The sequence below is a fragment of the Oleispirillum naphthae genome (genome assembly GCA_027864655.1).
Lineage (GTDB): Bacteria > Pseudomonadota > Alphaproteobacteria > Rhodospirillales > Rhodospirillaceae > Oleispirillum > Oleispirillum naphthae.
The window spans coordinates 182,322-195,059 of sequence record JAQAZG010000001.1 but is presented as its reverse complement, the minus strand read 5'-3'; the positions used below and the strand labels follow the sequence as shown (position 1 = coordinate 195,059).

At 69.9% G+C, this 12,738-nt stretch carries 10 protein-coding genes and 1 tRNA gene; 10 read left to right on the top strand and 1 reads right to left on the bottom strand.

All coding sequences use genetic code 11. The features are described from left to right. Positions 1–10 precede the first annotated feature (10 nt). Genes lepB through O7R11_RS00885 form a run of 7 tightly spaced genes read left to right on the top strand, consistent with a single transcriptional unit; the run spans position 11 to position 9,169 of the window. Positions 11–784 (top strand): signal peptidase I, encoded by a 774-nt coding sequence (lepB, locus tag O7R11_RS00915; protein WP_337995591.1) that lies wholly within the window; start codon positions 11–13, stop codon positions 782–784. A 28-nt stretch (positions 785–812) separates the two neighbouring features. Further along, complete coding sequence (gene rnc, locus O7R11_RS00910; RefSeq protein WP_337995590.1) at positions 813–1,532, top strand: ribonuclease III; 720 nt, start codon at positions 813–815, stop codon at positions 1,530–1,532. Beyond that, complete coding sequence (era, locus tag O7R11_RS00905; protein WP_337995589.1) at positions 1,529–2,440, top strand: GTPase Era; 912 nt, start codon at positions 1,529–1,531, stop codon at positions 2,438–2,440. The genes rnc and era overlap by 4 nt, the downstream gene beginning before the upstream one ends. Before the next feature lie 45 nt (positions 2,441–2,485). Then, positions 2,486–3,211: a DNA repair protein RecO gene (gene recO, locus O7R11_RS00900; protein WP_337995588.1), complete on the top strand. Its 726-nt coding sequence runs from the start codon at positions 2,486–2,488 to the stop codon at positions 3,209–3,211. 21 nt (positions 3,212–3,232) lie between these two features. Then, entirely contained in the window at positions 3,233–5,488 is a 2,256-nt protein-coding gene (gene parC / locus O7R11_RS00895; RefSeq protein ID WP_337995587.1) for a DNA topoisomerase IV subunit A, read from the top strand. 7 nt (positions 5,489–5,495) lie between these two features. Next, positions 5,496–6,110 (top strand): trimeric intracellular cation channel family protein, encoded by a 615-nt coding sequence (locus O7R11_RS00890; protein WP_337995586.1) that lies wholly within the window; start codon positions 5,496–5,498, stop codon positions 6,108–6,110. Positions 6,111–6,115: 5 nt separating this feature from the next. Next, on the top strand, positions 6,116–9,169 hold the full coding sequence (locus O7R11_RS00885) for a UvrD-helicase domain-containing protein (protein ID WP_337995585.1): 3,054 nt from the start codon (positions 6,116–6,118) through the stop codon (positions 9,167–9,169). 6 nt (positions 9,170–9,175) lie between these two features. Here the strand turns inward: O7R11_RS00885 and O7R11_RS00880 are convergent. Next, positions 9,176–9,263: transfer RNA gene (locus tag O7R11_RS00880), tRNA-Ser, on the bottom strand. Between the two features lie 255 nt (positions 9,264–9,518). On the opposite strand from O7R11_RS00880, the gene O7R11_RS00875 reads away from it, so the two are divergent. From O7R11_RS00875 to O7R11_RS00865, 3 genes are all read left to right on the top strand, one after another. Next, positions 9,519–10,487 carry a glucokinase gene (locus O7R11_RS00875; RefSeq protein WP_337995584.1) on the top strand — a complete coding sequence of 323 codons (969 nt, stop codon included), beginning with the start codon at positions 9,519–9,521 and terminating at the stop codon, positions 10,485–10,487. Positions 10,488–10,606: 119 nt separating this feature from the next. After that, the gene (locus O7R11_RS00870) at positions 10,607–11,734 is read left to right on the top strand and encodes a lytic murein transglycosylase (protein WP_337995583.1); all 1,128 of its coding nucleotides are present in this window, start codon (positions 10,607–10,609) and stop codon (positions 11,732–11,734) included. Between the two features lie 24 nt (positions 11,735–11,758). After that, positions 11,759–12,721, top strand: coding sequence for a septal ring lytic transglycosylase RlpA family protein (locus tag O7R11_RS00865; protein ID WP_337995582.1), 963 nt, complete (start codon positions 11,759–11,761; stop codon positions 12,719–12,721). The last annotated feature ends 17 nt before the right edge of the window (positions 12,722–12,738 follow it).

Here is a 12,738-nt window from a genome sequence, read left to right as displayed (position 1 = left end):
GATACCGGCGGTGGGGCAAGAAGAAATCGAGGACGGTGTGAAAACCTACAGCAGCAGTCGCAAGTCCGGGGGCTTCTGGGAGGCCTTTCGCACCGTCGCTTATGCCGTGGTGATCGCGGTGGGGGTGCGCACCTTCGCCTACGAGCCGTTCAACATTCCCTCCGGGTCGATGTTCCCCACGGTGCTGATCGGCGACTACCTGTTCGTTTCCAAGCTGTCCTACGGCTACAGCCGCTATTCCCTGCCGTATTCGCTGCCGCTGTTTTCCGGCCGCATCCTGTTTTCCGAGCCGGAACGCGGCGACGTGGTGGTGTTCCGCCATCCGCGCGAGCCGGACACCAACTACATCAAGCGCCTCGTCGGCCTGCCGGGCGACCGCATCCAGGTGGTGGACGGCATCCTTCAGGTCAACGGCGAGCCGGTGAAGCGCCGCCGCATCGAGGACTTCCTCTACGTCGATTACGAGGGCAATACCCGCCGCACGCCGCAGTATATCGAAACCCTGCCGGGCGGGCGCGAGCACCGCATCCTCGAGGAGGCGGACAACCGTCCCTTCGACAACACCCGGGAATACGCGGTGCCGCCCGGGCACTACTTCATGATGGGCGACAACCGCGACAACTCGGTGGACAGCCGCCGCGGCGTCGGGTTCGTGCCGGAAGAGAATCTGATCGGCCGGGCGACGGTGGTATTCTTCTCTCACGAAGCCGACGTGCACTGGTGGGAGTTCTGGAAATGGCCGACCTCGATCCGCTACCGGCGCCTGTTGCAGTCCGTCGATTGATGCGCAACCGCACGGGGCGGGGCGCGCGATGAGCGGCCCGGCCTCCTCCCAACCCGATTTCGCCGCGCTGGAAAGCCGCCTCGGCCACACCTTCGCCGATGCCGGCCTGTTGCGCGAGGCGCTGACCCACCCCAGCCTGTCGTCCTCGCGGGGCAAGGCGGCGCATGCGCCGTCGCCCTATGAGCGGCTGGAGTTCCTCGGCGACCGGGTGGTCGGCCTGGCTGTGGCGGAAATGCTGTGGCGGCGCTTCCCCGGCGAGCCGGAGGGCGACCTGTCGCGGCGCTTCACCGCGCTGGTCTGCCAGGAGACGATCGCCGAGATCGCCCTGGAGCTCGGCCTCGACCGCGAGATCCTGCTGTGCGAAGGCACGGCGAAGGAGAACGGACGCGCCAATCCCTCGATCCTCTCCGACGCCTGCGAGGCGGTTCTCGGCGCGGTGTTCGCCGATGCCGGGTTCGACGCGGCGCGGGCGATCGCGGAACGCCTGTGGGGCGAACGCATCGCCCGGGTGGCGCGGCCGCCGCGCGACGCCAAGACCGCGCTGCAGGAATGGGCGCAGGGCCGCGGCCTGCCGCTGCCCGCCTATACGGTGGTGGAGCGCACCGGCCCCTCGCACGCACCCGTCTTCCGCGTCCGCGTCGCCGTGGCGGAAACCGGAGAGGCGGAGGGGGAGGGCACCTCCAAACGCATCGCGGAACAAGCCGCCGCCACCGTTCTTCTCGACTTCATCGCGGACATGGACACATGACGAAAGATTCCCTCGCTTCCCGCTGCGGCTTCGTCGCCGTGCTCGGCGCGCCGAATGCAGGCAAATCCACCCTGGTCAACGCCGCGGTCGGCGGCAAGGTTTCCATCGTCACCCACAAGGTGCAGACCACGCGCGCCCGGGTGCGCGGCATCATGCAGCATGGAGACACGCAGATCGCCTTCGTCGATACGCCCGGCATCTTCGCGCCGCGCCGCAGGCTCGACCGCGCCATGGTCGCCGCGGCGTGGAGCGAGGCGCAGGAAGCCGACGTGGTGATGCTGCTGATCGACGCGCACCGCGGGTTGACCTCCGACGTGCGCGCCATCCTCGCCAGGCTCGCGGAACCGCGGCCGCGGAAGCTCTTTTTGGTGCTCAACAAGATCGACCTGGTGCGGCGCGATGCGCTGCTCGGTCTGGCGCAACAGGTCAACGACACGCTCGCCTTCGACCGCACCTTCATGGTCGCGGCGGCGGGCGGCGACGGCGTCGCCGATATCCTCGATGCGGTGGCGGCGGAAATGCCCGCCGGGCCGTGGCTGTTCGACCCCGAGCATCTCTCCGACATGCCCAACCGCCTGCTCGCGGCGGAGATCACCCGCGAACAGGTGTTCCTGCAGCTGCACCAGGAACTGCCCTATGCGATGACCGTGGAAACCGAGTCCTGGGAGGACAAGGAGGACGGCAGCGTGCGCATCGAGCAGACGATCTACGTGCAGCGCGACGGCCAGAAATCCATCGTCCTCGGCAAGGGCGGCACGCGCATCAAGGGGATCGGCGCGGCGGCGCGCAAGGAGTTGGAGGCGTTGCTGGAAACCCGGGTGCACCTCTTCCTGTTCGTCAAGGTGCGCGACAACTGGCTGGACGATCCGGAACGCTACCGGGATTGGGGATTGGATTTCAACGCGTAATGGTCCATTCTTCATGCGCTGCATGATATTTGGAATGTGATCCGGATGGTCGAGTGGGAGGACGCGGGCATCGTTCTGGGGCGGCGCAGGCACGGCGAGGCCGATGTGGTGCTCACCGCGCTGACGCGCTGCCACGGCCGCCATGCCGGTCTGGTCAAGGGCGGGCAGTCGCGGCGGATGCGCGGCGGCCTGGAACCCGGCTCCCAGGTCTCCCTGCGCTGGCGCGCGCGCCTGGAGGAGCATCTGGGCGGCTTCACCTGCGAGGCCGGGGCCGCGGTGCCGCCGGAGGTGATGGAGGACGCGGGCCGTCTCGCCGCACTGGTCTCCACCTGCGGCCTGCTCGATGCGGTGCTGCCGGAGCGGGAGCCGCACCCCGACCTTTTCGACCTGTGCACCGGCCTGCTGGCGCGGCTTCCCGAGGCCGAGTGGGCGGCGGCCTATGCGGATTTCGAGCGCGGCCTGCTGGAAGCCATGGGCTTCGGCCTGCACCTGGAAGACTGCGCCGCCACCGGGACCACCGAGGATTTGCGCTACGTCTCTCCGAAGAGCGGCGGCGCGGTGTGCGGCGCGGCGGGAGAGGGCTACCGCGACCGCCTGCTGCCGTTCCCGGAAGTCTTCCGCCGCACCGGTCCCGCGCCGGATGCGGATGTGGTGGCGGGATTGGCGGTGACCGGCTATTTTTTGCGGCGGCACGTCCTCGACGTTCTCGGGCGGCCGTTCCCCGAGGCGCGGGAACGGCTGATCGAGCGCCTGGGGCGCACGCGTGCGTAGACAAGGAGTGGTGAAGGGCCGATGACGACATCCGAACCCGTGCAGAACGTCCTGGACGTTCCGTTGAGCGAGGCCCTGGGCGACCGCTACCTCGCCTATGCGCTCTCAACCATCGTGTCGCGATCCCTGCCGGATGTGCGCGACGGGCTGAAGCCGGTGCACCGCCGCCTGCTCTACGCGATGCGGCAGCTCAAGCTGGACCCGGCGTCCGGCTTCAAGAAGTGCGCCCGCGTCGTCGGCGACGTCATCGGCAAATACCACCCGCACGGCGATTCCGCGGTGTACGAGGCGTTGGTGCGCCTCGCCCAGGACTTCGCGGTGCGCTATCCGCTGATCGAGGGGCAGGGCAACTTCGGCAACATCGACGGCGATAACGCGGCGGCGATGCGTTACACCGAGTCCCGCCTCACCGAGGTGGCGCAGGCCCTGATGGAAGGCCTGGACGAGGACACAGTGGACTTCCGCGCCACCTACGACGGCGAGGACGAGGAACCCACGGTTCTCCCCGCCGCCTTTCCCAACCTGCTCGCCAACGGCGCGGCGGGCATCGCGGTAGGCATGGCCACCAACATTCCGCCGCACAACGCCGCCGAACTGTGCGCCGCGCTGCGCCACCTCATCGCCCATCCGGAGGCGACGGCGGGCGAACTCACGCGCTTCGTTCCGGGGCCGGACTTTCCCACCGGCGGCCTTCTGGTGGACGACCCGGCGACGATCCGCGAGGCCTACGAGACCGGGCGCGGCGGCTTCCGCCTGCGGGCGCGCTGGGAAGTGGAGAAGCTGAGCCACGGCCTCTACCAGGTGGTGATCACCGAGATTCCCTATCAGGTGCAGAAGTCCAAGCTGGTGGAGCGCATCGCCGAACTGATGTCGATGCGCAAGCTGCCGCTCCTCGCCGACATCCGCGACGAATCCACCGAGGACGTGCGCCTCGTCCTCGAGCCGAAGACCCGCTCGGTGGATGCGGAACTGCTGATGGAACAGCTGTTCAAGACCACCGACCTGGAAACCCGTTTCTCGCTCAACATGAACGTGCTGGACGCCGCGGGCGTGCCCGCGGTGATGAACCTGCGCGAGGTGCTGAAGCAGTTCCTCGACCACCGCCACGTGGTGCTGGAGCGGCGCTCGCGTCACCGCCTGGCGCACATCCGGCACCGGCTCGAAGTTCTCGACGGTTTCCTCATCTGCTTCCTCAACCTCGACGAGGTGATCCGCATCATCCGCGAAGAGGACGAGCCCAAGGTGGCGCTGGCCGAGGCCTTCGGCCTCACCGAGGTGCAGGCGGAGGCGATCCTCAACATGCGCCTGCGCTCCCTGCGCCGCCTCGAGGAAATGGCGATCCGCAAGGAACACAAGGCCCTCTCCGCCGAGGCGAAGGAACTGACCGCGCTGCTCGCCGATCCGGCGCTGCGCTGGCGGCGCCTGGACGAGGAGGTCGCGGAGACCGGCCGCAAGTTCGGCCAGGATACGCCGCTCGGAAAGCGCCGCACCGGCTTCGGCGCCGCCGCCGACCTGCCCGACGTGCCGGAAGACGCCTTCATCGAGAAGGAGCCGATCACCGTCGTGCTGTCGCAGAAGGGCTGGATCCGCGCGCTCAAGGGCCATGCGGAGGTCAACGGCGAGACCAAGTTCAAGGACGGCGACGCGCTTGCGCTCACCCTTGCGGCGCAGACCACCGACAAGATCCTCTTCTTCGCCAGCAACGGGCGGTTCTACACCCTGCTGGGCGACAGGATTCCGCGCGGCCGCGGCTTCGGCGAGCCGCTGCGCCTGCACCTCGACATGCCCAACGATGCGGAGATCGTCTGCATGCGCATCTACCGCGGCGGCGGCAAGCTGCTGGTCGCCTCCACGGCGGGGTACGGCTTCATCGTCGCCGAGGATTCGGTGGTGGCGCAAACCCGCACCGGCAAGCAGATTCTCAACCTCAACGACGGCGAGGCCGCGGCCTTCTGCCGCACCGCGGATAGCGGCGACAGCGTCGCCTCGGTCGGCCGCAACCGCCGCCTCCTGGTGTTCCCGCTTGCGGAGATTCCGGAAATGGCGCGCGGCCGCGGCGTGATTTTGCAACGCTTCGGCAAGGGGGCCGATCTCTTCAAGGGCGGCGACCTCGCCGACCTGCGGGTGTTCTCCGCCGCCGACGGCCTGCAATGGAAGACCGAAGCCGGGGTGCGCACCATCGCGGAGTTCGAGGAATGGCGGGGCAAGCGCGCCCAGGTCGGCCGCCTGCCGCCGCCCGGCTTCCCGCGCAACAACCGTTTCGGCTTCGAAGCATAGGTTCGTCATGTCGCTGCTCTACGCCATGGATCTGTTCGGCACCGCGGTGTTTGCGGTTTCCGGCGGATTGATGGCGGCGCGCAAGCGGTACGACATCTTCGGCTTCGTGGTGGTGGCGCTTGCGCCCGCGGTCGGTGGCGGCACCCTGCGCGACATCGCGCTCGGCGCGTTGCCGGTGTTCTGGGTGCAGGATGTCGCCTATCTGTGGGTCACCACGCTGGCCGCAGTGGCGACGTTCTTCCTGGCGAAGCGCATCGCGCGCTACATGGGCGCTCTGCTGGTTGCCGATGCGGTGGGGCTGGCGCTTTTCGCCGTGGTCGGCGCGGATAAGGCGCTGCTGTTCGGCACGCGGCCGGAGATCGCGGTGGCGATGGGGGTGGTGACGGCCAGCTTCGGCGGCATGATGCGCGACGTGCTGTGCCGCGAGGAACCCCTGATCCTGCGCCGAGAAATCTACGCCACCGCCGCGATCCTCGGCGCAGTGCTGTTCGTCGCGGTCGATATCCTGACCCTCAACCGCGCCGCGGCGATGGTGATGGGCTTCGCCGCCGCCTTGGCGCTGCGCCTCTTCGCGGTGTGGCGCAAGCTGTCGCTTCCGGTCTATTCCGAGGAGGAGGGCTGACCCGAATGCCCTTCCGCGCCGACCTGCACGTCCACTCCAAGTATTCCCGCGCCACCAGCCGCGACCTCGATCTGGAGCATCTGGCCTTCTGGGCGGCGCGCAAGGGCATCGGCGTGGTCGGCACCGGCGACTGCGTGCATCCGCTGTGGTTGGCGGAAATCCGCGAAAAGCTGGTCCCCGAGGGCAACGGCCTCTTCCGCCTGCGTCCGGAGATCGCGGCGGCGGTGGAAAGCACCCTGCCGCCCGCCTGCCGCGCTCCGGTGCGCTTCATGCTCACCACCGAGATTTCCACGATCTACAAGAAGGGCGAAAAGACCCGCAAGGTCCACCACCTGATCCTGCTGCCGGATTTCGCCGCCGCCGACAGGCTGGCCGCGGCGCTGGCGCGGGTGGGCAACATCGCCTCCGACGGGCGGCCGATCCTCGGCCTGGATTCCCGCGACCTGCTGGAGATCGCGCTGTCCTCCGGCCCGGACTCCTACCTCATCCCGGCGCACATCTGGACGCCGTGGTTCTCCGCGCTCGGCGCGCAGTCCGGCTTCGAGTCCGTCGCCGCGTGCTACGGCGACCTCGCGGGGCACATCTTCGCGGTGGAAACCGGGCTTTCTTCCGACCCGGAAATGAACTGGCGGGTCTCCTCGCTCGACCGCTACCGCCTGGTCTCCAACTCCGACGCCCATTCCGCCCCCAAGCTGGGGCGGGAGGCGACGGTCTTTTCCTGCGAACCCGGCTTCCTTTCCATCCGCCGCGCCCTGGAAAACGGGGAGGGCTACGGCGGTACCGTGGAGTTCTTTCCCGAGGAGGGCAAATACCACATGGACGGCCACCGCGCCTGCGATGTGCGGCTTTCGCCCCGGGAAACCCTGGAACTCGGGGGGAGCTGCCCGGTGTGCGGCAAGCCGCTGACCATCGGCGTGGCGCACCGCGTGGAGCTGCTCGCCGACCGCGGCGAGGGCGCGCCGCCGCCGCCCACCGCCGGGCGCGTGGAAAGCCTGGTGCCGCTGCCGGAAATCCTTTCCGAGCTGCTGGGCAGCGGTGCGGCCTCCAAATCGGTGGCGCAGGCCTACGGCCGGATTTCCGCGCGCCTGGGGCCGGAGTTGGACATCCTCGGCGCGGTGCCGGTGGAGGATATCGCCGCCGCCGACCCGCTGCTCGGCGAGGCGGTCGCCCGCCTGCGCGCGGGCCGGGTGATCCGCCAGGCGGGCTACGACGGCGAATACGGCGTGATCCGCCTGTTCGAGGACGGCGAGCTGGACCGCCGCGGCAAGGGCGAACTGCTGTTCGACGCGCCGCTGGTGCATGCGCCGCGCAAGCCGCGCGCCGCGGCGAAACCGGCGGAAACGGAGGAAACCGCGCCTACGCCGCGCGCAACCGGCTTCTCGGGCCGAAGCGGCGTTCTCGCGGCGCTGGATGCGGACCAGGCCGCGGCGGCGGAAGCGACGGAAGGGCCGCTCGCGGTGATCGCCGGACCCGGCTCCGGCAAGACGCGGATGCTGGTGCACCGCCTCGCCCACCTCGTCGCGGAGCGCGGCGTGGCGGCGGAAGCCTGCCTCGCCGTCACCTTCACCCGCCGCGCCACCGGGGAACTGCGGGCGCGGCTTGCCGCCCTGCTGCCCGCGGCGGCGGGCTGCGCGGTGGAAAGCTTCCATTCCCTCGGCCTCGCCATCCTGCGCGATGCGGGCGCGGCGCTGGGCTTGCCGCCGGACTTCCGCATCGCGGCGGAGGCGGAGCGCAAAACCGCGCTCGCCGCCGCACTCGGCGTTTCCGAGAGCCATGCGGGCAAGCTGCTCCGTGCGGTCTCGGTGCTGAAGCGCACCGGCGCATCCGGTGAGGGCGAGGAACGTCTGGCCCTGGAAACCCTGGCGCTCCTGGGGCGGCGGAACGGCTGGGTGGATTTCGACGATCTCGTCGTCCTCGCCGCCGACCTGCTGGAGCGCGACCCCGCCGCCGCGGCGCGCTGGCGCGGGCGCTTCGCCCACATCTGCGTCGATGAGTTCCAGGACATCGACGAGCGGCAATACCGCCTGATCCGCCTGCTCGCCGCGCCGGGCTGCGCGCTGTGCGTCATCGGCGACCCGGACCAGGCGATCTATGGCTTCCGCGGCGCGGAGGCCGCCTGTTTCGCGCGCTTCCATGCCGATTTCCCGCAGGCGCGCACCCTGCGCCTGGAGCGCAACTACCGCTCTTCCGGCGCCATCGCCGCCGCCGCCGCCGCCGTGGTGGGGCGGGCCGCTCCGGGCGCGGCGATGCGCCCGCAGGGCGAGCCGGTGGCGCTGCATGCCGCGGCGGACGAAGCGGCGGAGGCCGCCTTCGTCGCGGAGAGCATCGCCGGGATGATGGGCGGGCACGATATGCTGGCCGCCGCGCACAAGGCGGGCCTGGGCTTCGCCGATTTCGCCGTGCTCTACCGCACCGATGCGCAATCCGCCGCCCTGCGCGAGGCGTTCGACCGCGCGGGCATTCCCTTCCGCAAGAGCACGCCGATGCCGATCGCCGCGCACCCGGGCGTCGCCGCGATCCTCGCGGAATTCGGCGAAGGAGAGTCGCTTGCCGTCCGCCTCGGCGCGGCGGCGGAGGCGGCAACGCGGCGGGAAGGGGCGGACATCGCGCATATTTCCGAGGCGCGGCCCTGGCTCGCCGCTCTGGCGGAAAGGGCGGCGGACGAAGCCGCCTTCCGCGAGGCGGCGGCGCTTTCCATCGAGACCGACTTCCAGGATGCGCGGGGCGACCGCGTCTCCCTGCTCACCATGCACGCCGCCAAGGGGCTGGAGTTCCCCGTGGTCTTCGTCGTCGGGGTGGAGGAGGGACTGATGCCGTTCGCCTTCCCCGATGCGGCGGAGAACGCGGAGGCAGAGGCGGAGGAGGCGCGCCTGCTCTACGTCGCGATGACCCGCGCCGGGGACCGCCTGGTCCTTGCCCGCGCGGCGCGGCGCACCCGCCACGGCACGGCGTTCTCTCCGCCGCCGTCGCGCTTCCTCGCCCGCATCCCGGAAAGGCTCGTCGAGCGCTCTTCCGAACTTACGCGCAGGCGCAAGCCGAAGCAGTTGAGTTTGTTTTGATGGGGATGGCGGAAGGGGTGGGATTCGAACCCACGGATGGTTGCCCATCTCCGGTTTTCAAGACCGGTGCAATCGACCACTCTGCCACCCTTCCAGAGACTGACCGGAATACCCGAACGCAGGGATTTTGGGAAGGTGTTTGGGCGATGCGCCCATCCCCGGTTTGTAAAAATCCGTACAGGTCCGGATTTTCATCCCCGGGCGCTTCGCGCCGCTTGCCAGGACCTGGGCGATCGCGTGCCCGTCTTCCCTTGCGGGTTTCTTGAAACCGCCATCTTCCGCGCCCTTGGCAAAGGCCGGGGCGGGAGCCTAGGATGAGCCGTCAGATCGCGAGAAAGGGGAGGGCATCATGCCTCATCGTCCGGCGCCCTGGGTTCTCATCGCCGACATCGGCGGCACCAACGCGCGTTTCGCCGCGGTGCCGCGCGCCAGCGGCGCGGCGGGGCCTCCGGTGCTTCTGGGAACGCGGCAATACGCCACCTTCGAGGAGGCTCTGGCCCGCGCGCTGGCCGATCTCGGCGGTGCGGCGGGGCTGGTGGGGGTGGTTCTCGCCGTGGCCGGGCCGGTGGATTGCGGCGTGGTCAAGCTCACCAACGGCGACTGGCGCATCGACGCAGCGGCCATCGCCCATGCCCATGGCCTGGACGTGGTGGAGGTGCTCAACGATTTTTCCGCACTCGCCCTGGCGTTGCCGCATCTGGCGGAGGCCGAACTGCGGGTGTTGCAGGCGGGCCGCCATGTGCCGCGCAAGTGCCTGGCGGTGGTCGGCCCGGGCACCGGGCTCGGCGCTTCCGGCCTGATCGCTGCGCCGGGCGGCGCGTGGCTGCCGCTGCGGGGCGAGGGCGGGCACGCCACCTATGCCCCGGAGACGGAAATCGAGTGGCGCATCGCCCGGGCGCTGAAGGCGCGCTTCGGCCGCGTCTCCGCCGAGCGCGTGGTCAGTGGCCAGGGGCTGGTGGACTGCGCCTCGATCCTCGGCGCGGCGGCGGAGATCGACACTCCGGCGCGCGTCGTCGCCGCGGCCCGCGGCGGCAAGTGCCCGGCCTGCGCGGCGGCGGTGGGGGTGTTCCTCGCCGGTTTGGGGCGCATTGCGGGCGACCTGGCGCTCACTCTCGGCGCGGATGAGGTGTTCATCGGCGGCGGCATCGTGCCCCGCATGGCCGCGGACTGCGACCTTGCGCCGATCGTCGCCGCCTTCGCCGACAAGGGCCGCAACACGCCGCGGATGTCGGATATTCCGCTCTCCCTGATCGTTGCCGAGAATCCGGCGCTGACCGGCCTCGCGGCGCGGGCGCGGGTGCTGCTGGGCGGTCGGTGAACAAGGGGGCGTTGCGCCGCGGTGCCGGGTATGGCACAACCTCTGTGGTATTCCAGTCGAAACAGGCCGTAGATGTTGGGGGTCCCCGCATCCGCGGCGAACCTTGTGGAGCGTGTGCGATGGGTTTGGCGTGGCTGCGTGGACGCGGCGGAGACAATTCGGCAAGGTGGGTGCGCCTGCCGGTTCTGGCCGCGGCGTTGCTGGTTGCCGCCTGTGCCGCGCCGCAGCAGGATCGGCCCGCGGCGGAAGCCGCCGCTCCCGGGGCCGAGGACGAAGCGCCGATCCACGCGCCGCCGCCGCCGGTTCCGGTGACGGCGGAGACCCTGGCTCCGCTGGAGCCGCCGCCCAACCCGAACTTCACCCTCTGGCTGAAGGATTTGCGCGCCGAGGCGCGCGGCAAGGGGATCAAGGAAAGCACCCTGGACGCCGCGTTCAGGGGGGTGCGTCCGATCCCGCGGGTGATCGAACTCGACCGCAACCAGCCGGAATTCAAGCTCACCTACCGCCAATACATGGAGCGGGTGGTGCCGATGTCGCGCGTCCTCAAGGGCCGCCGCATGCTGGCGGAGAACAAGGCCCTGCTGGAGCGGATCGCCGGAAAGTACGGCGTGCAGCCGCGTTTCCTCGTCGCCTTTTGGGGCGTGGAGACGGACTTCGGGCGCGTCACCGGCGGTTTTCCGGTGATTCCGGCGCTCGCCACCCTGGCGCACGACGGACGGAGGAGTTCTTTCTTTCGCAATGAGCTGATGAACGCTCTTAAGATCATAGACGAAGGAAACGTGACGCCCGAGCGGATGGTCGGCTCGTGGGCCGGGGCGATGGGGCAGTGCCAGTTCATGCCGTCGAGCTTCGTGCGCTTCGCCGTGGACGAGGACGGCGACGGCCGCAAGGACCTGTGGGCCAGCAAGGCCGACGTCTTCGCTTCCGCCGCCAATTATCTGAAGCGTTCCGGCTGGAAGGGCGGCCAGGGCTGGGGGCGGGCGGTGAGCCTGCCCAAGCGCTTCGACCGCAAGCTCGCCGGGCAGGAGCGGCGCAGCCTCAAGACCTGGGCGGCGCTCGGGGTGCGCGACGGCAACGGCAAGCCGCTGCCGCAGAGCGACGCCACCGCCGCGCTGATGCTGCCGGAGGCGGACGGCGGTCCGGCGTTCCTGGTGTCCGACAACTTTTTCACCATCTTGAAGTGGAACCGATCCAACTACTACGCCCTGGCGGTGGGCCAGCTTGCGGATGCCCTGGCGACGCGTTAGGGTCTGGACAGGCGAGGAGGAGACATGGCGACAGCGCGCAACATCCCTGCATCCGGCGTCGCGGCACTGTTGATCACCGGCGCCGTGGCTCTGATGCTGTCCGGCTGCGCCGAGAGCACCCTCGTCGCCCACACCGCCAAGACCTTCGGCGGCGCGATGGAGGAGGAACCCTCCGGCGGCGGCTACAAGGTCGGCAACCCCTACCAGATCGACGGCATCTGGTACACGCCGAAGGAGGACTACCGCTATGTCGAGGAAGGCGTGGCCTCGTGGTACGGGCCGGACTTCCACGGCAAGCGCACCGCCAACGGCGAACGTTACGACATGCACGCGCTCACCGCGGCGCATCGCACCCTGCCCATGCCCTCCCTGGTGCGGGTGACCAACCTGGAGAACCGGCGCTCGGCGATCCTGCGGATCAACGACCGCGGGCCCTTCGCCCGCAACCGCATTCTCGACGTCTCCAAGCGCGCCGCCGATGCGCTCGGCTTCATCGGCCAGGGCACGGCGCGGGTGCGCGTGGAGATTCTCGCCGAGGAGAGCATCGCCCTGAAGGAGCGGCTACAGCGCGGCGACAGCGATTTCGCCTCCGCGCCGGTGCAGGTGGCCTCGCTTGCGCCCGCAGGCGGCGGTTCGGTGCAGAGGAGCGAACTGCTGCCGCCGGTTTCCGCCGCGCCGGTGGCGCGGGCGGCGCCCGCCGTGGCGACCCAGCCGATGGTCGCGCAGCCGGTGGCGCAGACCGTCACCGCCGCCGTGGCGCAATCCTATGTTCAGGTCGGCGCCTTCGGCGACCCGGCCAATGCGGCGCGCCTCAAGGACCGCCTGGCCGCGCTCGGCCAGGTGGAGGTCGTTCCGGTCTCCACCTCGTCCGGCGCGGTGCTGCACCGGGTGCGCCTCGGCCCGTTCGCCGACGCGCGCGACGCGGAAACCGCGCTCACCCGGGCGCGGGACAACGGCTTTCCGGATGCGCGTCTGGTTCTTCCCTGATGCCTCCGCACGCGGCG